The organism is Pseudomonas savastanoi (genome assembly GCF_020917325.1).
GTDB classification, from domain to species: domain Bacteria; phylum Pseudomonadota; class Gammaproteobacteria; order Pseudomonadales; family Pseudomonadaceae; genus Aquipseudomonas; species Aquipseudomonas amygdali.
The window spans coordinates 2,688,376-2,712,061 of sequence record NZ_CP076652.1; the positions used below are offsets into that span (position 1 = coordinate 2,688,376).

Sequence of the window (23,686 nt, forward strand, 5' to 3'; positions counted from 1 at the left end):
CTCGTCGAAAACTGAATCACCCCAACTGATGCCGATACGGCAGATCCGGCCCGACCTTTGTGCAGGTCAGCGCGGCTGCGCCGACGGCAAAATTCAGCATCTCGTCCAGTGTTTCCCGTGACAGCGTCGACAAGCCTTCTGGCGTATCGAGCTGACGCTCGCTGAGGAAGGTCAGCAGCGCCGCCTGAAAAGTATCCCCGGCCCCGACGGTATCGGCGGTGACCACCGTTTTTGCCGGCACTGACCAAGTACCATGCTGCCGGGTAAAGACGCTGGCACCTTGCGTGCCGCGGGTGACGATGACCAGTTGCGTACGCTTGCCGAGCCAGCCTTCGGCGATTTTTTGTGGATCGCTGTCCGGGTACAACAGGTGCAGGTCTTCGTCACTGACCTTGATCAGGTGCGCATGTTCGGCGAACGCTGCGACCTGGCTGCGCCAGCGCTGAATGTCCGGTGCCGGGTTGAGGCGCACGTTGGGGTCCAGTGAAATCAGGCGCGTCGCACTTTCGCGGGCGACCAGCGCCAGCAGTGTGTCGGCAATCGGCTGCACCACCAGCGAAAACGAGCCGACGTGAATGCCGCGTACCTGCGCATCGAGTTCCGGCAGATGTTCAAGGCGCAACTGCCGGTCCGCGCAGCCGTCGCCGCGAAAGCTGTAAGTCGGCGAGCCATCGCTGCCCACGGCGACCATGGCCAGTGTCGTGGGCGCGTCGAAGTCGATCAGGTGATCGGTATTGACCGTTTCCTTTTCCAGCACGGCACGCAGCCGACGGCCCAGGTAATCGGTGGACAGCCCGGCAAGAAAGCTGGCTTCCACACCCAGACGGCGCAGTCCGATCGCAACGTTGAACGGCGAGCCGCCGGCAATCGCATCGAACCCCAATCTGTTCAGGGAACCGCTGTCATCAGTGCGGGTGAAAATATCGAACAGTGCTTCGCCACAAACCAGAAACATAAGTGCTCCATGAAAAAACGGTTCAAACCTTGCGCAGTTGCGCCTGATAACGCTGATAGACCTGCTGATAGGCGGCCACATTATGCACCACGGGGTGCGTCTCACTGCTTTGATCGAGACTTACGCAGCGTTCGCACAGTTGCTGCAGGTCCTCAGCCTTGCCGTGGGCATGCGACCAGCACCAGGCGGCCTGAATGGCCGCGCCCAGCGCGGCGGCTTCTGCGTGGTCGGTGCAGATCACCGGGGTGTCCATGATGTCCGCCACGATCTGCCGCCATACTGCACTTTTGGAACCGCCGCCAATCAGGCGGATTTTCTCGCTTTTGATGCCGCTGTCACGCAGCAGGTCCAATCCGTAGCGAAGGCCGAAGGTGGTGCCTTCGACCACGGCGCGGGACAGGTTGGCCTGGGTCAGATTGGTGCTGTGCAGGCCGACGATGCTGCCGGTGGCATCGGGCAGGGCGGGCACGCGTTCGCCGTTCAGAAAAGGCAATATCAGCACGCCTTCGGCCCCTATCGGTGCCTGGGCGACGGCCTGGTTGAACCCGGCGATATCCAGAGCGAACAATTCACGAATAGCCGTGGTCGCATTGGTCAGGTTCATGGTGCAGATCAATGGCAACCAGCCACCGGAGGACGAGCAGAAGGTAGCGACCGATTCATGCTCGCTGACCCGCGCCTCATCGGCATAGGCATAGACAGTGCCTGACGAGCCGAGGCTCATGGTGATCAGACCGGGCTGGATATTGCCCGTGCCAATGGCGCCCATCATGTTGTCGCCGCCACCACTGGACACCAGTGCGGCGGGGTTCAGGTCCAGCAGTCGGGCGATTTCAGGACGCAGCACGCCAACCGCTTCGTGTGCTTGCACCAATTGCGGCAGCGCCTTGCCCAGACGGCCGCTCGGGTCGATGTGCGCGAGCAGCGGCAGGTCCCATTCACGGGTGCGCACATTGAAATAACCGGTGCCCGATGCATCTCCGAATTCAGTGCAGCAGCGGCCGGTCAGCCAATAGTTGAGGTAGTCGTGGGGCAGCAGCACCTTGTCTATGCGCTCAAACAGCTGCGGGTACTGCTCCTTGGTCCACAGCAGTTTGGACACGGTATAGCCCGGCGCAATGACCAGACCAAGGCGTTGCAGGGAACCCTGCGCGCCGCCCAGGTAATCCAGCAAGCGCTGGTTTTCCGGGGCCGATTCAGTGTCGCACCACAGTTTGGCCGGGCGCAGCACCTCACCTTGAGCATCGAGTAGCACCAGACCATGTTGCTGGCCCGATACGCCGATGCCGAGAATCTGCTGTCCCGGCACACCCGATTGCGCCAAAGCATTGCGGGTGGCCTGTTGCAGCGCGTTCAGCCATTGCCCGACGTCCTGCTCGCGGCGGCCGTTATGGTCGCTGATCAGGCTATGCGAGGCCGAACCCTCGCCCAGTACAGTACCGCGTTCGGTATCGAGCACCAGCACCTTGGTGCCTTGGGTGCCGCAGTCAATTCCAAGAAACATGGGCGCACCTCAAAGGCGGTTGGCCAGAAGTTTTTCCAGCGTGCCACTGACGCCCAGCGTGCGCAGGTCATTGAGGTTCTGCTCGAACGCTGCGACGAACTCGGCTGATTTCGGAATGGCAACGCCAAATATTTCCTCAACCTGCAACAGCCGCTGGGTAATCAGCGCGTCGTCGGCCACCAATGCCTGACAGAACTCGGCGCGTGGGTCGGGAATTTTGTAGGTCGTGCCGTTCTCGTCGACACCCTTCAGATACAGCGCCCACGCGGCGACCACCAGCGAGGCGCGTTCGAAATTACCCTGATCGACGATCAGACGATTGATCGTCGGAATAGTGAACTTGGGAAATTTGGACGAACCGTCCGAACAGACCCGTTCCAGCTGATCAGCGATCGCCTGGTTGGAAAAACGCTCGATCAGTGTGTCTTTATAGCCTTCCAGGTCGATGCCCGGCACCGACGCCAGCTGCGGCGTGACGTCGAGGTCCATGTAAGCGCGGATGTAGCGTACGAACAGCGGGTCATTCATGGTTTCGTGGACAAAGCGATAACCCTTGAGAAAGCCCAGATAGGTCAGGGCAAGGTGGCTGCCGTTGAGCAGCTTGATCTTCATTTCCTCGTAGGGTGTTACATCATCGGTGAACTGCACGCCGACCTTTTCCCAGGCTGGGCGACCGTTGACGAACTTGTCTTCCAGCACCCATTGCACGAACGGTTCGCAGACCACCGGCCAGGCGTCGTCGATGTGCTTTTCGTCCGCCAGCTTTAGTCGGTGAGCAGCGCTGGTCATGGGTGTGATGCGGTCGACCATTGCGTTGGGGAAGCTGACGTTGTGTTTGATCCAGTCATGCAGATCGGCATCGCGCAAGGTGGCAAACGCCAGCAACGCCTTGCGAGTGACTGCGCCATTGTGCGGCAGGTTATCGCAGGACATCAGGGTAAAGGCTGGCGTACCTTCGGCGCGGCGGCGCGCCAGTGCGGCGCAGAGGAAGCCGAATACCGTCTTTGGCTGGTCCGGGTTTGCCAGGTCGTGCTGGATCTGTGGCAGATGCGCCATGAACTGGCCATTGCTGTCGTCGATGCAATAGCCGCCTTCGGTGATGGTCAGCGAGACGATGCGGATGTCCGGGCTGGCCAGCTTGTCGATCAACGCCTGCGGGCTGTCATCGGCCAGCAGCATGCCGCTGATCGAGGCAATGACGCGGGTTTCGGTATCTGGCGTGTCGCCCAGTTCGTAGAGCGTGTACAGATAGTCCTGCTGCGCCAGTGCGTCACGTACGGCTTTGTCTTCAGGGCGCAGACCGACGCCGCAGATGCTCCATTCAAAGCCTTCGCCGCTGTTCATCAGTGCATCGGTGTAAAACGCCTGATGCGCCCGATGGAAGCCGCCAACGCCGATATGGGCAATGCCCTGACGGGTGCTTTCGACGGTGTAGGCGGGCAGGGCAATGTCGGCGTCCAGTCGGGACAGATTGTTTTTGCTCAGTTTCATGAAGGGCTCTCCGGAACTCAGGCGGCGACAGTCTGCAAGGCTTTGGCAATCACCAGACCTTGAGCGTCGAACAGGTGGCATTGGGCACTGTCCAGGTGCAGGTTCAGCGTCTCGCCGTACTGGCTGGCCAGGTCGCCACGAATACGCATGGTCAGCGCCTCGCCCGAGCGGGTACGCACATGGCAATAGGTATCGCTGCCAAGGCGTTCGCTGACATCGGCGATAACCTGCAACTGGCAATCGCTGTTCTGGGCAAGATTCAGGTGTTCCGGGCGAATGCCCAGCGTCACGGGTGCTCCGACACTCAACCCTGCGCCGTTGACCGGCAGGCTGATGCGGGTTCCGGCATCCAGTTCGACTTCACAGCTGGCGTTGTCCATTCGACTGATCTTGCCCTTGAGGAAGCCCATTTTCGGCGTGCCGAGAAAGCCTGCGACAAACAGATTGGCAGGGTGGTGATAAAGCTCCAGCGGCGAGCCGACCTGCTCGACCTTGCCGCCGTTGAGCACCACCACCTTGTCGGCCAGGGTCATGGCCTCAACCTGGTCGTGGGTCACATAAATCATCGTGGCCTGCAGCTCTTTGTGCAGGCGCGACAGCTCCAGGCGGGTTTGCACGCGCAACGCGGCGTCGAGGTTGGACAGTGGTTCGTCGAAGAGAAAAATCTTCGGATTGCGCACGATGGCCCGACCAATCGCAACACGTTGGCGCTGACCGCCGGACAACTGCTTGGGCTTGCGTTCCAGCAACGGGCCGAGCTCCAGAATACGCGCGGCTTCATCGACCTTCTTCTTGATCTCGGCCTTGTCGCCACCCGCCAGGTCCAGCGCGAATGACAGATTCTTGCCTACCGTCATGTGTGGGTAAAGCGCGTAGGTCTGGAACACCATCGCCAGATCGCGCTTGGCCGGCGTGACCTGGGTAATGTCGCGGCCATCGAGTTCGATGGTCCCCGAGGTGACTTCCTCCAGCCCGGCGATGAGTCGCAGCAGGGTGGATTTGCCGCAGCCCGAAGGCCCGACGAAGACCACGAACTCGCGGTCATTCACGTCCAGATCGATACCCTTGATGATTTGATGACCATCAAAGCCTTTTTGCAGGTTGCGGATGCTCAGGTTAGCCATGTTGGATTCCTTCTTGTTCTTGGGGTCGGGCTATTTGACAGCGCCGAACGACAGGCCGCGAACCAGTTGTTTCTGACTGATCCAGCCGAAAATCAGGATGGGCGCACACGCCAGGGTCGAGACCGCCGACAGCTTGGCCCAGAACAGCCCTTCGGGACTGGAGTAGGAGGCGATCAGTGCCGTCAACGGTGCTGCTGCGGACGAGGTCAGGTTCAGTGACCAGAACGCTTCGTTCCAGCACAGGATCAGCGATAGCAGTGCTGTGGAAGCCAGCCCGCCCTTGCAGATCGGCATCAGCACGCGAAAGATCTCCTGGCGGGTGCTGGCACCGTCCAGCCGTGAGGCCTCGAGGATCTCGCCGGGAATATCCTTGAAATAGGTGTAGATCATCCAGACCACGATCGGCAGGTTGATCAGCGTGTAGATGATGATCAGCGCCAGCCGCGAATCCAGCAGGCCAAAGGTCTTGGCCAGCAGGTAGATCGGCATCAGCACGCCCACTGGCGGCAGCATCTTGGTCGAGAGCATCCAAAGCAGGGTGCTTTTGGTGCGTTTGGTTTCGAAGAACGCCATGGAATACGCCGCAGGAATGGCGATCAGCATGGCCAGGGCGGTGGCGCTGAAGGAAATCAGCACCGAGTTCCAGGCAAAGTGAAAGTAATCGCTGCGTTCCTGAATGTGCAGGTAGTTTTCCAGCGTCGGGGTAAAGAACAATTGCGGCGGTGTCGCAAACGCGTCGATCTCGGTCTTGAAGCTGGTCAGCACCATCCAGAAGATCGGAAAGAACACCAGCGCAGCGATCAGCCAGGACAGGCTCCCGAGCAGCAGGCTTTGCAGGCGGCGTGATTGTTTGAGGGTCATCATGGCAAGGTCCTCATGACTTGTCGGTGAGGTTTTTGCCGATCATCCGGATCAGGATGATCGCCGCGATGTTGGCGATTACTACCGCGATCAGTCCGCCCGCCGAGGCCATGCCGACGTCGAACTGCAGCAGCGCCTGTATGTAGATCAGATATGCCAGGTTGGTCGAGGCAAAGCCGGGTCCGCCATTGGTGGTGGTGAAGATTTCAGCGAACACCGAGAGCAGGAAGATCGTCTCGATCATGACCACCACGGCAATCGGACGTGCCAGGTGCGGCAGGGTCAGGTGCCAGAAGATCGCAATCGGGCCGGCTCCATCCAGACGTGCCGCCTCTTTCTGTTCCTGGTCCAGCGACTGCATGGCGGTCATCAGGATCAGAATCGCGAACGGCAGCCACTGCCAGGACACGATGATGATGATCGACAGCATCGGGTAATGGGCAAACCAGTCGATGGGCTGCGCGCCGAAGAACTTCCACACTGCCGCGAGTACGCCGGACACCGGATGGAAAATCAGGTTTTTCCAGATCAGCGCGCTGACCGTGGGCATGATGAAGAAGGGCGAGATCAGCAGTACGCGAACGATGCCACGGCCGAAAAACTCACTGGCTTCGAGCAGCGCCGAGATCAGCACGCCGAGGATCACACTGATGGCCAGCACGCTGCCGACCAGCAGCAAGGTGTTACCGGCACCGGGCAGAAAGCCGCTGTCGGTGACGAAATACTGGAAGTTCTCCAGCCCGACGAATTCGTTTTCGCCGGGGGAGAGCAGGTTGTAGCGGATCAGCGAGAAATAAATGGTCATGCCCAGTGGCACGATCATCCACACCAGCAGAAGTGCCACTGAAGGACTGACCAGAAACCAGCCCGGCTTGAATCGACGGCTTTTGAGCGGTTGCTGTTCGCCGGACAGGTCCGTGCGTTCAGGGGAGGCTGAGGTATTCATGGGGAGCTCCGAACCGGATTGCACCAGAGTTGTTGCGCAGGTTAGCGGCAGGGTGAAAGCGTTGGCCTTCACCCTGGTACAGGACGGTTACTCTTTCTTCTCTTTCGGGTAACCCGCTCGTTTCATGTCACGCGCAGTCGCTGTTTGCGCATTCTGCAAGGCTTGATCCACAGTGGACTGGCCTATGAGCGCTGCGGAGAACTGCTGACCGACGCTGGTGCCGATGGCCTGGAACTCAGGAATGGTGACCAGTTGAATACCTACGTAAGGCACTGGTTTGAGCGCTGGCGATTTGGGATTGGCCTTCTTCAGCGACTCCAGCGTGATGTTGGCGAAAGGTGCGGCTTTCTTGTATTCATCGGTGTAGGTCGAGGCACGGGTGCCTGGCGGCACGTTGGACACGCCGTCGGTATCGGCAACCAGTTTGGCGTACTCTTTCGAGGTGGCCCACTGGGTGAACTCGGCAGCGTCCTTGGTGTTCTTGGCGCTGGTCGGGATCGCCAGCGACCACGAGTACAGCCACGACGAGCCCTTGTCGGTCACCTCATGCGGGGCGTAGGTGAAGCCGACGCTGTCGGCCACTTTGCTCTGCTTCTTGTCGGTCACGAACGAACCGGCAACGCTGGCGTCGACCCAGATGGCGCACTTGCCGCTGTTGAACAGCGCAAGGTTCTCGTTGAAACCGTTGCTGGAGGCGCCCGGCGGCCCGGACTGCTTCATGGTGTTGACGTAGAAGTTCAGCGCATTCTTCCACTCTGGCTGATCGAACTGTGGCGTCCACTTCTCATCGAACCAGCGTCCGCCAAAGGCGTTGGCCAGCGTGGTGATCAGCGCCATGTTTTCGCCCCAGCCAGCCTTGCCACGCAAGCAGATACCGTACTGTTCCTTGGACTTGTCGGTCAGTTTGCCAGCGAATTCGGCAATCTGTGTCCAGGTAGGGCGCTCGGGCATGGTCAGGCCAGCGGCCTTGAACAGGTCGGTGCGGTAGTAAGTGATCGATGCTTCAGCATAGAACGGCAGGGCGAACAGTTTGCCATCCACCGACAGGCCGTCACGTACCGAGGGGAATACATCGTCCAGTTCATAACTGGCAGGCAGGTCTTTCATTTCCTGCAGCCAGCCTTTCTCGCCCCAGAGTGAGGCTTCGTACATGCCGATGGTCAACACGTCGAACTGACCGCCTTTGGTGGCGATGTCGGTGGTCAGGCGCTGACGCAGGACGTTCTCTTCAAGCACAACCCAGTTGAGTTTGATGTCAGGGTGTTTTTCTTCGAAAGTCTTGGAGAGGCGCTGCATGCGAATCATGTCGCTGTTGTTGACCGTGGCGATGGTCACGGTCCCGGCCGTGGCGCTGCCACTGAACACGAAACAGGTGCTGAGGACGGAGCTGGCGAGCAGAAGTTTTGCTGAGTTCTTCATTGATCACTCCTCTTCCACGCCCAGTGAGCAGTAGAAGGATGGTTATTGTTTTTTTTCTCTTCCGGAGGTGAGGAAGATGTGGATTGATTACACCGGCGTTTGGCCTGAAAGACAAATCCTGCGCCGCACTCTGACTGATACTTTTTTGCACTGACGCACGAAAGGCCGATAGAGCCGAATCGCCCATAGGCTGGCTTCGCCGCAACTGCAGCGTAGACGATAGGCGCAAGGGCAGGGTGAATCAGTACAGGTTTTGTTCGGTCAGGCGCTGCATGGCCAGGCGGCGATAATGCGAGGGCGTCATGCCCTTGAGTTGCTGGAAGCGCCGATTGAAGTTGGAAATATTGTTGAAGCCGGATTCAAAGCACACATCAGTGACCGGTTTGTCGCCATCAGCCAGCAATTCGCACGACTTGCTGATGCGCAGTCGATTGACGAACTCCACAAAGCATCGGCCTGTAGCCTGCTTGAACACTCTGGAAAAGTAGGTTGGCTTCATGCCCAGGTACTCGGCAACTTCCTCCAGCGGCAGCTCCCGGCCATAGTGGGCAAAGATGTAATCCACCGCCCGGTTGGTGCGATCGACGCTGTGCTCGTCCGCGTTATGGGCGACCGCAGTGCCGGAGAGCAACTGATAATCGTCGCTGGCGGCCAGCAACTCGAGAAGAATGAAGAAATGCCCCAGGCGGGTGATGCCACGTGAGTCGGCAATCTTCTGCATCTGCTTCATGGCCTGACGAATCGTGCGCTTGCAGCGAAATTCGATGCCGTAGCGGGCGCGTTCCAGCAGCGGGGTGAGGGTTTTTAGTTCGGCAAACACCTGATTGCCACTTTCCAGCAGTTCATCGGTGAAGTTGACCAGCATGTCGCGCTTGGCCACAACTTCACCCTCGTCGATCTGGCTGATCCAGTTATGCGGCAGGTTGGGGCCGGTCAGAAACAGGCTGGCAGGGTTGAAATTGCCGATGTAATCGCCGACAAATACCTTGCCGGAGCTGGCAACAATCAAATGCAGCTCATATTCCTTGTGAAAGTGCCAACGCACCAGCGGACAGGGGAAACCGTGCTCGCGATAAATGATCGACAGTCCGTTGTGGTCGTCCATCAGTTCGTAGGAAGGGTCGGCGATTCTTGTTGTTTTACTCATGGCTATGTCGTGTTCAGCAGTTGCCAGAACGATAATGTGCCTGATTTTCAGCTTCAATGCCCGGTCGTTGACAAAAATCACCTACGATCACGCGTCTCACATGATTTGCCACAGTGGAGTGGTTATCCGATGAAACAGATCCTGCTGATCGGCATGGGGGCCGGTGATCCCGAGCAGATCACCTTGCAGGCCATTGCTGCGCTGAACCGTGCCGATGTGATCTTCATCCTCGACAAGGGCTATGTCGACGATGAGTTGCTGCGTCTGCGCAAAGAGCTTTGCCAGCGCCATATCACTCATCAGGGCTACCGTCTGGTACAGGTTCAGGACCCACGGCGCGAAGGCGACCCTGACGTCTACGAGCGGGGTATCGAGAGTTGGCACGAGCAGCGCGCTGCATTGTTCGAACGGCTGTTGACCGATGAGCTTGGCGCAGATCAGGTCGGCGCGTTTCTGGTCTGGGGCGATCCGTCACTGTATGACAGCACCATGCGCATCCTTGATCGCGTATTGGCGCGCGGCAGGGAATCATTCGAGTATCAGGTAATTCCCGGCATCACCAGTGTTCAGAGCCTGGTGGCGCAACACCGGATACCGCTCAATCGCATTGGTGAGTCGATTCACATCACCACAGGGCGACGCCTGGCGACGGCTGCGCTTGAGCAGCATAGCAATGTCGTGGTGATGCTGGACGCACAGTGCACATTCGAGCGTTACCTCGGGCAGGGGCTGGATATCTATTGGGGTGCTTATCTGGGCACCGCGGACGAGATACTGGTGTCTGGCAGGCTCGATGACGTGTGCGAGCAGATCAAGCTGTTGCGCGCCGAAGCGCGCGACCGCAGGGGGTGGATCATGGATACCTATCTGCTGCGCAAACCAGCTTAGACCGTATCTTCAGCCTTGTTACGGTTCTTGGCTTCGATCCACTGCGCCATGTACTTGGTGCTCTTGTGGTGATGATGGCGAAGCATGGCGCCGGTGAAGTTCGCCAGACGATGCTCGGGCAACTGGTTACGAAGGGTCTGAATACGCTCGATCAGGCTCGTGCAGTGTTGCCGATGCTGGTAACGCGCCTGCAGCAACGCCAGCCCGGCGCTCTGCGCCTCTAGCCAGCGGGGCTGGTCTTTATAGAGTCTGACCGCCGCATCAGCGATGTCTTTCGGGTTATCGGCAATGACGCCAGGCCACGGCAGCCCGCCGCTCATGGCTTCTGCGCCAATCGCAGTGGTGATTGACGGAGTGCCGCAGAGCATGGCATCCATCAGTTTGCCCTTGATGCCGGCACCGAAACGCAACGGCGCAAGACAAATACGTGCAGATGACATGACCTGCAGCGCGTCTTCGGCCCAGTGCTTCACATGAAACCCTTGAGCGCCATTGTGCAGCGCCGTCGCCTTGGGTGGCGTGTAGGCACCGTAGATATGCAGCTGCGCTTCAGGCAATTGCTGGCGGATAAGCGGCCAGATCGCGGTTTTCATCCATAACACCGCATCCCAGTTGGGGGCGTGACGGAAATTGCCGATGCTGAGGAAGTGCGCGCGCTCTGCAAAAGGCCGAAAGCTGTCGGGAGCGCCGTCAATCATCAGCGGACACCAGTGCAGCAGCGAGGCGGGCAGCCCAAAGGAACCGGTCAGCAATGCCATTTCAACGTCAGATGTCATCAGGTTCAGGTCGCAGCGATACAACGATGCGACCTCGCGCTGCGCCAGCTCGCTGGAAGCTATCTGCTTGAAAAGCCGAGGCGTTGAGGCGTCACAAATATCGCCCGGATCAGCCGCCGAATCACTGTTCAGCGAATCCTTCAGGATCTGATGGCGTGCATGGCGCAGGCTTTGGAAATCCGACGTTTCCAGAATGCGCAGGGCGTCGGGGCATTGCTGCTCGACGCGCCAGCCAAACTGCTCTTCAATCATGAACTGATCAAAAACAACGACATCGGGCTGCAATTCGCTGACAAACAGGTCAAAACTGCTGTCGTTGAGCGCGATGCGTACTTCCTTGATGCCCAGGCTGACCAGATCGGCCCGATGCTCACCTTCAGTGGCAGGGCTGGCGAAGGTAATCTGCCAGTCCTGCTCGAGGAAACATTGAATCAGTTGCATCATGTGCCCGCTGGCTGCCGAAGAGCGTGGCTCTGGCCATACGTAGCCGATGATCAGTACGCGTGTACTGGCTTGCGTGTCGGTGTGACTGAAAACAGTTTTGATATCAGTCAAGGATGCTTTTTACCTTGTCACGCAACTGGTCGATGGAAAAAGGCTTGCCGATCGAGTGCATGCCTGGCGGCACCTCAATGTTTTCGGAGTAACCGCTGGCGAACAGTACCGGCAATTGAGGCCGCAGTTCGATGACCTTTTTGGCCAGTGCGGTGCCCTTCATGTCGGGCAACCCCTGATCAGTCATCAACAGGTCGATGTGCCTGGCGTCGTCAGCAACAAAAGTCAGGGCTGAAGTGGCGTCCTCGGCTTCCAGTACCTTGTATTCCAGCTCTTCGAGCACATCGACAATCAGCATGCGCACAATGGCGTCGTCTTCGACCACGAGAATGGTGCGGGCTGTGTCCGGCATTGTTGACTCCTTAAACCTGAAAAATGGTGATCGCGCAGACAGCATGGAATGCCATGCATCCTTTCCCGGCAGCTCAGAGTAACCGAGCGGCGGCCTGCCCACTGTTAATACAGTCCTTGTATCAGTAAATAAAAACCGGGTGGAAGTTCAATCAACGTTCAAATACTGCGAATTGTGAGGGTGATTGACGGCTTTACGTCATGAACGCGATATGTGGGTGAGCTTATCGCCGATTTATGTGTGAAATTTCAATCCTCTATGTCAGAAATAAGAGTGTTTTTCGTGGCTTTGCGGCAAACTCTACGGTTTTGATCCACTCGTCAGGGATATTTCATGAATCGGACGTCTGTTGTCGATGAGCAACGCTTTCGAAAACTGCTGGGGCGTAACGTCGGCTTGCCATTGGGTGTGGGGGTACTGAGCGCCGTTTTCTTCATTTTGCTGATCAGTTATCTGCTCACGGCCATACAGTGGGTCGAGCACACTGACCGGGTGATCAATAACACCAACCGCTCGATGAAACTGTCGATAGACATGGAAACCGGCATGCGCGGTTTTCTGCTAACCGGGGATCAGCATTTTCTTGACCCCTATGAAATCGCCAAACCCTTGCTGGTTGCCGAGCTGGAAGGGCTCAAGGGTCTGGTCGAAGACAACCCGACGCAACAGGACCGCTTCAGGCGTCTGTCCACGATGCAACAGGAGTGGAATGCGTTTGCTCAGGAGATGATCAATCTACGGCGCAACAACGGCGACTATCAAACCGCCGTGCTGGCCGGACGCGGCAAACGAATTACTGATCAGATCCGCACCGAGTACGATCAGGCTGTCGAAATGGAGCAGCAACTTCGCTTGACCCGCAACGCAGAGGTCACGCGCAGTACCATTCTTTCCGTCAGCCTGTATCTGATATTCGTGGTCATTGTCAGCGCTATCCTGGCGTATATCGGGCGACGGGATTTGCTCTCGCTTTCGGCCACCTACAGTGAAAACCTCAGGCTGCAGGAAATCAATGCCGAGCGTCTGCAGAAAGTCGCCTGGCTGCGCAACGGTCAGAGCGAACTGGCCGAACAGGTACTGGGGCAGTTGACACTCAATATGTTGGGTCGAAACATCCTTCAGTTTCTGACTCAGTATCTGGGCGCGTCAGTGGCGGCTGTCTACATTCGCCAGGATCACGGCGGCTTGACGCGTGCTGCCTCCTACGGCTTCTCTCGCGAACAGGAGCAGCAGGATCAGACCATTCACAGTGATGAAGGCATTGTCGGGCAGGCCGCACAACAGGACCGGATCATCACGCTGGATGAACTGCCCGAAAACTACTTCAAAGTGGCTTCCGGTCTGGGTGAAGGCTCGCCGCGCAGCATAGTAGTGGTGCCGACCAGCAATGACGATCAGGTCAACGGGGTGATCGAACTGGGCTTTTTGCGCCCGCTTACCGAGCAGGATGTAGAGTTTCTTGAACTGATTGCGGACAACATCGGCACCTCGATCGAAGCGGCCCGTTATCGCCAGCGTCTGCAAGAGGTGCTGGCCGAGACCCAGCAACTCAACGAAGAATTGCAGGTACAGCAGGAAGAATTACGCACGGCCAACGAAGAGCTGGAAGAGCAGTCGCGTATTCTCAAGGAGTCTCAGGCACATCTGGAAACTCAGCAGGCCGAGCTGGAACAGACCAACGAGCAACTGGCTGATCAAAGTCAGGCACTGGCCGATCAGCGCGATGCGCTGGATCGCAACAATGAAGAACTGAATATTGCTCAGGCCGAGTTGCAAGCGCGGGCAGACGAACTGCAGCGCGCCAGCAAGTACAAGTCCGAGTTCCTCGCCAATATGTCCCATGAGCTGCGTACGCCGCTCAACAGCTCGTTGATCCTGGCCAAGCTGCTGGCCGAAAATCCGGGCGAAAACCTGACCGCCGAGCAGGTCAAGTTTGCCGAGTCGATCTATTCGGCGGGTAATGACCTGTTGAATCTGATTAACGACATTCTGGATATTTCCAAGGTCGAAGCCGGCAAGCTCGAAATGCGCCCGGAAAACAGCAGCGTATCTCGTCTTGTCGAGGGCCTGCGCAGCATGTTCCAGCCGCTTGCCGCCGAGAAAAAGCTGGCGTTCACGGTCGACATCCAGGCAGGCGCGCCGACCATGCTGTTCACGGATCGCCAGCGTCTCGAGCAGATCCTCAAGAACCTGCTGTCCAATGCAATCAAATTCACCGAAGCGGGTGCAGTCAGCATGGTCGTTTCGCGCCAACCGGGCGCAGGCATCGTGTTTATCGTGCGCGACTCGGGCATCGGCATCGCCGAGGAGCATCAGCAGGGTATTTTCGAGGCATTCCGTCAGGCAGATGGCACCACCAACCGGCGTTATGGCGGTACCGGGCTGGGGTTGTCGATTTCCCGTGATCTGGCGGCATTGCTGGGCGGGTCCATCAGTGTCACCAGCGCGCCAGGGCAGGGCAGTATTTTCAGTCTGGTGTTGCCGGAAAGCTATGTCGAGCAAGGCTCTCAGGAGCCAGGCAGTGAGTCTGCGGTTGTACTCGCGCCTCCCGCGCCACCGTTGCCGGTTCCTGCCGCGCCGGTCATCCAGCAGTCGGCCCCGCTGCCGGTGGAAACACCTGTGGCTGTGTTCGCCGATGATCGTGACAAGGCACCGTTCCAGCGGCGCTGCATTCTGGTCATCGAAGATGAAGTGCGCTTCGCTCAGATCCTCTTCGATCTGGCCCATGAACTGGGTTACGACTGTCTGGTCGCGCATGCCGCGGATGAGGGCTTCAACCTGGCATCACGTTACACGCCGGACGCGATCCTGCTGGACATGCGCCTGCCGGATCACTCGGGCCTGACTGTACTGCAGCGTCTCAAGGAGCTGGCACCTACCCGACACATCCCGGTGCATGTGATTTCCGTAGAGGATCGCCAGGAAGCTGCGCTGCACATGGGGGCCATTGGCTACGCCGTCAAGCCGACCACCCGCGAAGAGCTCAAGGATGTGTTCGCCAAGCTGGAAGCCAAGCTGACCCAGAAGGTCAAGCGCATCCTGCTGGTCGAAGACGATGCGCTGCAACGTGACAGCATTGCACGCCTGATCGGCGACGATGATATTGAAATCACTGCGGTAGGTTTTGCCCAAGAGGCACTGGACCTGCTGCGCGATAACGTCTACGACTGCATGATCATCGACTTGAAACTGCCGGACATGCTCGGCAATGAATTGCTCAAGCGCATGTCCACGGAAGACATCTGCGCCTTTCCGCCAGTGATTGTCTATACCGGGCGCAACATGACCCGCGATGAAGAAGCCGAGCTGATGAAATATTCGCGCTCTATCATCATCAAGGGCGCACGCTCGCCTGAGCGCCTGCTGGATGAGGTCACGCTGTTCCTGCACAAGGTCGAGTCGCAACTCTCCAACGAGCGGCAAAAGATGCTCAAGACCGCGCGCAGCCGTGACAAGGTCTTTGAAGCGCGCAAGATTCTCGTGGTCGATGACGACGTTCGTAACATCTTCGCCCTGACCAGCGCTCTGGAGCACAAGGGTGCAGTGGTGGAAATTGCCCGCAATGGTCTTGAAGCGATTGCAAAGCTCAATGAGGTCGACGACATCGACCTGGTCCTGATGGACGTGATGATGCCTGAAATGGACGGTTACGAAGCGACCATCGAGATCCGCAAAGACCCACGCTGGCGCAAGCTGCCGATCATCGCCGTTACTGCCAAGGCCATGAAAGATGATCAGGAGCGTTGTCTGCAGGCAGGTTCCAACGATTACCTGGCCAAGCCCATCGACCTGGATCGACTGTTCTCACTGATTCGCGTCTGGCTGCCAAAGATGGAGCGCATTTGAATGAGGGCTCAATGTCTGCGCTTTCCGGAGCGCAAAAACGGATGGCATCATGCACCTTGATCGAAGCATCGAGATCGAGCTGCGCCTGCTGATAGAGGCGATCTACCTCCAGTACAGCTACGATTTTCGCGACTATTCCGGTGCGTCAATCAAGCGCCGCGTGATCCATGCGTTGCGCCAGTTCGATTGCGCGACCATCTCGGCCCTGCAGGAGCGTGTGCTTCACGACCCGGCAGTGTTCATGCAGCTGTTGCAGATTCTCACCATCCCGGTGAGTGAGATGTTCCGTGACCCTTCGCACTTTCTGGCGATCCGCAACGAGGTCGTGCCGGTGCTGCGCACTTACCCGTCGATCAAGGTGTGGATTGCCGGTTGCAGTACGGGTGAGGAGGTTTATTCCACGGCGATTCTATTGCGCGAAGAGGGGCTGCTGGAGCGGACCATCATTTATGCGACCGACATCAATCCCAGCTCTTTGGAAAAGGCCAAGCAGGGCATCTTTTCCATGGATAACCTGCGCACTTATACCGAGAACTACCGTAACTCGGGAGGGCAGCGCAATTTCGCCGATTACTACACGTCCGCCTACGATTACGCGATCTTCGACAAGACACTGTGCGAGAACGTCACTTTTGCCGATCACAGTCTGGCCACAGATAGTGTATTCTCCGAAACGCAATTTATTTCCTGTCGTAACGTGCTGATTTACTTCAACAAAAAACTTCAGGACCGGGCGTTCGGGTTGTTTCATGACTCGCTGTGTCATCGCGGCTTTCTGGCGCTGGGCAGTAAGGAAACCCTGGATTTCTCTGCGTACGGCGGGGCGTTCGAGACGCTGGTGAAACCCGAGCGGATTTACCGGAAATTATGAGAACCACCTTTGACGATGACCTGTCCTGCGGCCCGTTGCCCGTGGTCGATGCTATTGTCGTAGGCGCGTCAGCGGGTGGTGTAGAGGCCCTGCTGAAAATATTCAGAAACCTGCGGCCAGGTTTCAGTCTGCCTATATTGATGGTGTTGCATTTGCCGGATGATCGGCGCAGCCAGTTGGCCCATGTATTTCAGAATCGCTTGGCTATCCCGGTCAAGGAAGCCGATGACAAGGAAGATATCGTGCCGGGCACTTTGTACGTTGCGCCAGCGGGTTACCACGTCTCGGTGGAGTCTGACTTTTCACTGTCATTGAGTCAGGAAGACAGGGTGTTTTACTCAAGGCCCAGTATCGACATTCTGTTCGGTTCGGCCGCGGATGCCTACGGTCCGCGACTGGCTGGCGTATTGTTGACCGGCGCCAATAATGACGGCGCACAAGGTTTGCTGCAGATCAAGAAGTATGGTGGTTTCACGGTGATTCAAGACCCCTCGCAGGCCCAGGCGTCGACCATGCCCGAGGCGGGCCTGGCGTTACACTCGCCGGATTACCTTCTTTCCCTGAACGATATTGGCCGCTTGCTGGTCGAGTTGGAACGAACCGCATGTTAAGTGAAATTCAGGCAAAACTGCTTATCGTTGATGATTTGCCGGAAAACCTGCTGGCCCTCGAGGCGCTGATCAAGCGCGGTGATCGACTCGTCTACAAGGCGCTCTCGGCGGACGAAGCGTTGTCTCTGCTGTTGCAGCACGAGTTCGCCCTGGCCATCCTCGACGTCCAGATGCCTGGGATGAACGGGTTCGAGCTGGCCGAGATGATGCGCAGCACCGAGAAAACCAAGAGCATACCGATCGTTTTCGTCAGTGCTGCCGGTCGCGAGCTCAATTATGCCTTCAAGGGCTATGAAAGCGGTGCCGTGGACTTCCTGCACAAGCCGCTGGATATCCATGCGGTAAAGAGCAAGGTCAATGTTTTCGTTGATCTGTACCGGCAGCGCAAGGCCATGAAACTCCAGGTCGAAGAGCTGGAGCGCAGTCGTCAGGAGCAGGAAGCCTTGCTCAAGCGTCTGCAGTCGACCCAAGGCGAACTGGAGCACGCGATCCGTATGCGTGATGACTTCATGTCCATCGTTTCCCACGAGGTGCGTACGCCGCTCAACGGTCTGATTCTGGAGACCCAGCTGCGCAAGCTGCACCTGGCCAAGGACAACGCGTCGGCGTTCACCATGGAAAAGCTGCGGGCAATGGTCGACCGCGACGAGCGGCAGATTCAGAGCCTTATCCGCCTGATCGAAGACATGCTCGATGTCTCCAGAATTCGCACCGGCAAGTTGTCGATCAGGCCGAGCCCGTTTGACTTGAGCGAACTGGTCAGTCAGTTGCTGGAAAGTTTTGCCGCACAGATCGCCGCCGCCGATTCGACGATCACCCGGTTTGCCGACGAGCCGGTGATCGGTGTCTGGGACGAGTTCCGTATCGAGCAAGTGGTTGCCAATCTGTTGACCAACGCACTGCGCTACGGTGCGCGCAAACCGATTGAAGTGCATGTGTACAGCAGGGAGAGTGAGGCCTTCATTGAGGTTCGGGATCAGGGCATCGGTATCACGGCTGAAAACCAGAAGCGCATCTTTCAGCAATTCGAGCGGGTTTCGAGTAGCCATGCTGTTGCCGGGCTTGGCCTGGGGCTGTTCATTTCCGATCAGATCGTCATGGCTCACGGCGGTCGTATCGAGGTAGAGAGCGAAGAGGGCAAGGGTTCGGTCTTTCGTATCTGCCTGCCTTTATAGATGACAGCTGCTGTCGATACAGGTGAAAGCCGCTGGCGATGTAGATGATAGCCACTGGCAATCAAGTTTAATCACACATCGGCGCAACCTCCCATGCATGCCGTGGTCGTAATGGCAGCTATTTATAAGATCAAAGGCAGTTCAATGAGCGCTGATGCAGAAAACGTCGTACTAATCGTCGAAGACGAACCCCTGATCCTGATGCTTCTGGCCGATTATCTGTCTGGAGAGGGTTATCGTGTCCTGAAAGCCGAGAATGGCGAGCAGGCTTTCGAGATTCTGGCGACCAAACCCCACCTTGACCTGATGATCACCGATTATCGGCTGCCGGGTGGTATCTCGGGTGTACAGATTGCCGAGCCTGCGGTGATGCTTCGACCGGAGTTGAAAGTGATCTTCATCAGCGGCTATCCGGCGGAAATACTCGATTCGGGCAGCCCGATTGCGCTGAAGGCACCCATTCTCGCCAAACCGTTCACCATGGAAACGCTGCATTCGCGTATTCAGGAACTGCTGGCCTGACAACGCGCTTTAACCGTCGAATGAGCAGGCCGTCTTACAGGTCGGAGTCATGCACAGCCTGAGCGTTTCTCAGGCTTCTATCATTTCCCGCACTTTCGAGGTCAGGTGGTCGAACGCAAAGGGTTTGGTAATCAGTTGCATACCGTTATCCAGAAAGCCTCCGCGGACGGCGGCATGCTCTGCATAACCGGTGATGAACAACACTTTGAGTTCCGGTCGCAGCTGCCTGGCGATTTCTGCAAGCTGCCGGCCATTCATGCCCGGCAGCCCTACATCGCTGATCAGCAGATCAATACGCTGGCCTGATTCCAGTATCGGCACGGCGTCCAGTGCTTCGCCGGCCTCGATGAAGGTGTAACCCAACTCGCTCAGTACCTCACTGACCAGCGTCCGGACAGCCGGGTCGTCTTCGACGATCAGCACGGTTTCGCCATTTTCGGCGTAAACGGCATTGCTCTGGAAACTCTGCTCGGCTTCATCTGCAAGCCCCTTAAAGCGCGGCAGGAACAGCTGTACCGTGGTGCCTTGGCCTACTTCACTCTTGATTGAAACATGACCATGCGACTGTTTGCTGAAACCATAGATCATTGAAAGACCCAGGCCGGTGCCCTGACCGATAGGCTTGGTTGTAAAGAACGGGTCAAATGCACGGCTGATCACTGTTTCCGGCATGCCGCAGCCATTGTCACTGACGCTCAGCACCACGTAATCACCGGGCAGCAGGTTCTCATGGGCATTGGTAAACGACCTGTCCAACTGCTGATTGAAGGTCTCGACCACCAGCGTGCCGCCGTCGGGCATTGCATCGCGGGCATTGAGCACCAGGTTGAGCAGGGCGCTCTCCAGTTGGTTTGGGTCCGCTTCTGCGGTCCACAGATCGCTGGCCATGCGCAGTTGCAAATGTATGCTTTCGTTGACACTGCGCTGCAGCAATTCGTCCATGGCATTGACCAGACGGTTCATCTCCACCGGCTTGGAGTCCAGTGACTGGCGCCGCGAGAATGCCAGCAGGCGGTGGGTAAGTGCTGCGGCACGGTTCGCCGAGGTCACTCCCAGGTCGATCAGGCTGTTGAGGTCCTCGATATTACCCCGTGCCAGCCGTCTTCTTATTAATTCCAGGCTGCCGATGATACCGGTCAGCATGTTGTTGAAGTCATGAGCAATGCCGCCGGTCAATTGGCCGACTGCTTCCATTTTCTGTGACTGACGAAGAATGTCTTCCTTATGGCGTAACTGCGAGGTGCGTTCTTCAACCTGTTGCTCGAGTGTTTCATTGAGGCGTCGCAATTGCGACTCGGCTTGCTTGCGCTCGGTGATGTCCGAGGTCACACCCGCCAGAGAGCTGACCAGACCGTTCTTGCCGCGAATGGCGCGAGCGCGCACATCGACCCAACTGAGTGAGCCATCCGGCCAGACGTTGCGGTATTCGATGATCAGATCGACACCGGTGTCCAGGCTGCGCTGAAGCGCCGACTGCATTCTGGGCTGATCTTCGAAATACACAGCGGCGAGCCAGTCTTCGTAATTGAACGTGTCCTGCTCGTTGCGGCCATAGTGACTTTTAGTAATATCCGAACAAGTCAGTTTGAGGTATTCCGCTTCCAGCAACCACGAGCCCAGCCTGCCAGCCTTCAGCGCATTCTGCAGACGGCCTTCACTTTCGTGCAGGTCCTCCATGCGTGCCCGCGCTTCATACTGACGCCTGCGACCGCGCACAGCCGTGACGACCAGGCTGACCAGTGTCACAGGATGAAAGGGGCGCTCGAGAAAGGTCACATTGCCCAGCAGATTACCCATCCGTGCAGACGGATTATGATCCGGGCCACCATGATGAGTCATCAGGACGATAGGCAGATCCGACCACGCCGGCTGGCGACCGATGAGGTCCAGCAGCGGTTTAATGTCACTATTACGCAACGCCTCATCGGCGATGATTGCCAGGCCTGCGCCCGCGCTCAACTCTTTGACCAGTTCGAACAAGTCCTGGGCCACCGTTGCCAGGTAGCCGGCCTCATCGAGGATCCGCATAGCGATCTGACTGTCTCGACCTCTCGGCGCCAGAATGATTGCGCGCTCCGACAACAGTCCTGGAATACTCACAGGTCGTCATCCTCAAGCAGCGGTTTCTTGTCGCCAAAGTATGAAGGCACCCCGCGCAGTACGCCCTGAAAGGCTTCAAGCGGCTCACCGATCTTCAGACCGCTGGCACTGATGCGGTATTCACGAATAGTGGACTCGTGAGTGCCCGTGCGCTTCTTGATGATGGATATCGCGCGACGCACCTGACCCAAGGCTTCGAAGTAACGCAACAGAATAACGCTGTCGGCAAGGTAGGTTATGTCGACCGGTGAGCGCATGTCGCCGACCAGCCCGTGTTGTGCAACGGTCATGAAGGTCGACGCACCCTGGCGGTTGAGGTAGAGCAGAAGCTCATGCATGTGCAGAACCAGCGCGCTCTCTTCCGGCATTGCCGCCTGATAACCATTGATGCTGTCGATGATCACTGTTTTTATCTGCTTGCGGTCCACTGCACGCCTTACGCGATGCGCAAATTCGCCAGGAGAAAGCTCTGCCGCGTCGATCTGCTCGACCACCAGATTGCCGGTCTCCTGAAGCGCCCGCAGGTCAATGCCGAGCTTGAGCATGCGTTCGAACAGCAGGCCCATTTCTTCGTCGAATATGAACAGCCCCACGCGCTCGCCACGTGCCACTGCCTGCACCGCGAAAACCAGCGAAATGAGCGATTTCCCGGTCCCGGCAGGGCCTAGAATAAGCGTGCTGGAGCCGCTTTCTATACCGCCGCCCAGCAGATCGTCCAGCTCCGTGATGCCACTGCTGACCTGAGTGCGGGCGTAATCGGAACGGTGTTCGGCCGCTACCAGACGTGGGAATACATGGATGCCGTTCTCGGCGATGTTGAAGTCGTGGAAACCGCCGCGGTACTTCTGGCCGCGGTATTTGACGATCTTCAACCGTCTGCGCTCGGCACCATAGGTAGGTGTCAGCGCTTCGAGACGGATAACCCCGTGGGCGACACTGTGTACGGTTTTATCCAGCGCTTCGGTGGTCAGGTCATCGAGCAGCAATACCGTCGCGTTATAACGCGTGAAGTAATGTTTGATCGCCAGAATCTGGCGTCTGTAGCGCAATGAACTTTGAGCCAGAAGACGAATTTCCGAGAGGCTGTCGATCACCACGCGAGAGGGTTTGACCCGCTCGACAACCTCGAATATCTGCCGCGTCGCTTCGCCCAGCTCCAGATCCGAGGAGTACAGCAGGCTTTGATGGTGGTCCGCATCAAGCAGGCTTTCAGGCGGCGTCAGCTCGAAGATATTGATTTGCTCGTCAAGCTCCCAGCCATGTGAGGCGGCACCCGAGCGTAGCTCGCTTTCAGTCTCGGACAGGGTGATGTACAGCGATATTTCACCCGCTGCTGCGCCTGCCTGCAGAAACTGCAGTGCCACGGTTGTCTTGCCGGTTCCGGGTTCTCCTTCAAGGAGAAAAACATGACTGCGTGAAAGACCACCCGCAAGGATGTCATCCAGACCTTCAATACCGGTTGCCGCTTTTGACGTATTCAAGTATCGCCCTCTAATAACCTATATAGGTTTTGCTATCACTGATTACTGGACCTCCCTGCATTCTGACCGTTCACACTATTTAACGGTAGCGGGTACAGTGAATATAGAAGAGCGGCTGGCACACGGTCCGGCAAATGTCACTTAAGCCCGGTTACGATGATTACGCAGCTGTTGTTATAGTCCAGCGCCTGAACACTCAACATGCCCTGAGGATCACGTCGTGACCGATTATCAAAGTTTCCGGGTCGAACTGGCTGACAGCATTGCTCACGTACAGATCAACCGGCCTGAAAAGCTCAACGCAATGAACGAGGCGTTCTGGACCGAAATAATCGGCATATTCGACTGGATCGAGCGCAATGACGAAGTTCGGGTAGTAATACTCAGCGGAGCGGGTAAGCACTTTTCGTCGGGTATAGATCTGGCATTGCTGGCTTCGGTTGCCAACCAGATGGGCAAGGATCCAGGCCGTAATGCCCGGCTGTTGAGGCGCAAGATCTGTGACATGCAGGCTTCGTTCACGGCAGTGGCAAATTGCCGAAAGCCGGTTCTGGCTGCCATTCAGGGCTATTGCCTGGGTGGTGCCATAGACCTGATTTCGGCCTGTGACATGCGTTACGCCGCCGCCGACGCCCAGTTTGCCATTCGCGAGATCGACATGGGCATGGCGGCGGATGTAGGCACCCTGCAACGTCTGCCGCGGATCATCGGCGATGGCGTGCTGCGCGAAATGGCTTATACCGGGCGCACTGTCGGTGCTGAAGAGGCGCAGAGGATCGGTCTGGTCAATCGCACCTTCGATGACCTGGAAGGTCTGTTGCAGGGCGTCTTCGCGGTGGCCCGGGAGATAGCCGGAAAATCACCCATCGCCATTGAAGGCACCAAGCAAATGATCAGCTACATGCGCGATCACCGAGTGGAGGACGGCCTGGAACACGTTGCCATCTGGAACGCAGCCATGCTGCAATCACCTGACCTGAAGCTGGCGATGGTTGCGCAGATGAACAAGCACAAGCCGGTCTTCGATAATTGATTCATGATAGAGCTCGAGTCTGAGCAAAG

Annotated in this window: 19 protein-coding genes; 7 read left to right on the plus strand and 12 right to left on the minus strand. The window is 57.6% G+C overall.

The features are described 5' to 3' along the window. Positions 1-16 precede the first annotated feature (16 nt). The 8 genes from KP808_RS11710 to KP808_RS11745 form a co-directional block, all read right to left on the minus strand. Positions 17-955, minus strand: coding sequence for a carbohydrate kinase family protein (locus KP808_RS11710; RefSeq protein WP_230018530.1), 939 nt, complete (start codon positions 953-955; stop codon positions 17-19). A gap of 22 nt (positions 956-977) precedes the next feature. Then, a complete protein-coding gene (gene xylB / locus KP808_RS11715; RefSeq protein ID WP_230018532.1) occupies positions 978-2,459 on the minus strand; it encodes a xylulokinase in 1,482 nt (493 codons plus the stop codon). Between the two features lie 9 nt (positions 2,460-2,468). Beyond that, complete coding sequence (locus KP808_RS11720; protein ID WP_230018534.1) at positions 2,469-3,950, minus strand: mannitol dehydrogenase family protein; 1,482 nt, start codon at positions 3,948-3,950, stop codon at positions 2,469-2,471. Between the two features lie 17 nt (positions 3,951-3,967). Next, the gene (locus KP808_RS11725; RefSeq protein WP_058407471.1) at positions 3,968-5,074 is read right to left on the minus strand and encodes an ABC transporter ATP-binding protein; all 1,107 of its coding nucleotides are present in this window, start codon (positions 5,072-5,074) and stop codon (positions 3,968-3,970) included. A 30-nt stretch (positions 5,075-5,104) separates the two neighbouring features. Beyond that, positions 5,105-5,938 (minus strand): carbohydrate ABC transporter permease, encoded by an 834-nt coding sequence (locus KP808_RS11730; RefSeq protein ID WP_002553633.1) that lies wholly within the window; start codon positions 5,936-5,938, stop codon positions 5,105-5,107. Positions 5,939-5,948: 10 nt separating this feature from the next. After that, positions 5,949-6,881, minus strand: coding sequence for a carbohydrate ABC transporter permease (locus KP808_RS11735; protein WP_002553634.1), 933 nt, complete (start codon positions 6,879-6,881; stop codon positions 5,949-5,951). Between the two features lie 87 nt (positions 6,882-6,968). After that, positions 6,969-8,300, minus strand: coding sequence for an ABC transporter substrate-binding protein (locus KP808_RS11740; protein WP_122281345.1), 1,332 nt, complete (start codon positions 8,298-8,300; stop codon positions 6,969-6,971). 241 nt (positions 8,301-8,541) lie between these two features. Then, positions 8,542-9,447: an AraC family transcriptional regulator gene (locus KP808_RS11745; protein ID WP_230018536.1), complete on the minus strand. Its 906-nt coding sequence runs from the start codon at positions 9,445-9,447 to the stop codon at positions 8,542-8,544. Positions 9,448-9,576: 129 nt separating this feature from the next. Between KP808_RS11745 and cobF the strand changes: the two genes are divergently transcribed. After that, positions 9,577-10,335, plus strand: coding sequence for a precorrin-6A synthase (deacetylating) (cobF, locus tag KP808_RS11750; protein ID WP_230018538.1), 759 nt, complete (start codon positions 9,577-9,579; stop codon positions 10,333-10,335). Here the strand turns inward: cobF and KP808_RS11755 are convergent. Next, positions 10,332-11,666 (minus strand): glycosyltransferase, encoded by a 1,335-nt coding sequence (locus KP808_RS11755; RefSeq protein WP_230018541.1) that lies wholly within the window; start codon positions 11,664-11,666, stop codon positions 10,332-10,334. The genes cobF and KP808_RS11755 overlap by 4 nt on opposite strands. Further along, the gene (locus KP808_RS11760; RefSeq protein WP_058401463.1) at positions 11,659-12,018 is read right to left on the minus strand and encodes a response regulator; all 360 of its coding nucleotides are present in this window, start codon (positions 12,016-12,018) and stop codon (positions 11,659-11,661) included. Before KP808_RS11760 ends, KP808_RS11755 begins: the two co-directional genes overlap by 8 nt. Before the next feature lie 333 nt (positions 12,019-12,351). Here KP808_RS11760 and KP808_RS11765 point away from each other — a divergent pair, with 333 nt between their 5' ends. The 5 genes from KP808_RS11765 to KP808_RS11785 all read left to right on the plus strand — a co-directional run bounded on the left by KP808_RS11765 (position 12,352) and on the right by KP808_RS11785 (position 19,043). Then, the gene (locus tag KP808_RS11765) at positions 12,352-15,864 is read left to right on the plus strand and encodes a response regulator (RefSeq protein ID WP_230018543.1); all 3,513 of its coding nucleotides are present in this window, start codon (positions 12,352-12,354) and stop codon (positions 15,862-15,864) included. A 49-nt stretch (positions 15,865-15,913) separates the two neighbouring features. Next, positions 15,914-16,735: a CheR family methyltransferase gene (locus tag KP808_RS11770; RefSeq protein WP_058401465.1), complete on the plus strand. Its 822-nt coding sequence runs from the start codon at positions 15,914-15,916 to the stop codon at positions 16,733-16,735. Continuing rightward, positions 16,732-17,346, plus strand: a complete 615-nt coding sequence (locus KP808_RS11775; RefSeq protein ID WP_002553642.1) for a chemotaxis protein CheB — start codon at positions 16,732-16,734, stop codon at positions 17,344-17,346. Before KP808_RS11770 ends, KP808_RS11775 begins: the two co-directional genes overlap by 4 nt. Beyond that, on the plus strand, positions 17,340-18,521 hold the full coding sequence (locus KP808_RS11780) for a hybrid sensor histidine kinase/response regulator (protein ID WP_058401466.1): 1,182 nt from the start codon (positions 17,340-17,342) through the stop codon (positions 18,519-18,521). The genes KP808_RS11775 and KP808_RS11780 overlap by 7 nt, the downstream gene beginning before the upstream one ends. 144 nt (positions 18,522-18,665) lie before the next feature. After that, positions 18,666-19,043 (plus strand): response regulator, encoded by a 378-nt coding sequence (locus KP808_RS11785; RefSeq protein WP_054986020.1) that lies wholly within the window; start codon positions 18,666-18,668, stop codon positions 19,041-19,043. Between the two features lie 69 nt (positions 19,044-19,112). Here the strand turns inward: KP808_RS11785 and KP808_RS11790 are convergent, their stop codons facing one another. Both KP808_RS11790 and KP808_RS11795 read right to left on the minus strand, forming a co-directional pair. Continuing rightward, entirely contained in the window at positions 19,113-21,143 is a 2,031-nt protein-coding gene (locus KP808_RS11790) for a hybrid sensor histidine kinase/response regulator (RefSeq protein WP_058407467.1), read from the minus strand. After that, positions 21,140-22,624 carry an ATPase domain-containing protein gene (locus KP808_RS11795; RefSeq protein WP_058401468.1) on the minus strand — a complete coding sequence of 495 codons (1,485 nt, stop codon included), beginning with the start codon at positions 22,622-22,624 and terminating at the stop codon, positions 21,140-21,142. The genes KP808_RS11790 and KP808_RS11795 overlap by 4 nt, the downstream gene beginning before the upstream one ends. A gap of 220 nt (positions 22,625-22,844) precedes the next feature. Here KP808_RS11795 and KP808_RS11800 point away from each other — a divergent pair, with 220 nt between their 5' ends. Then, a complete protein-coding gene (locus KP808_RS11800) occupies positions 22,845-23,657 on the plus strand; it encodes a crotonase/enoyl-CoA hydratase family protein (protein WP_230018545.1) in 813 nt (270 codons plus the stop codon). Positions 23,658-23,686: the final 29 nt, after the last annotated feature.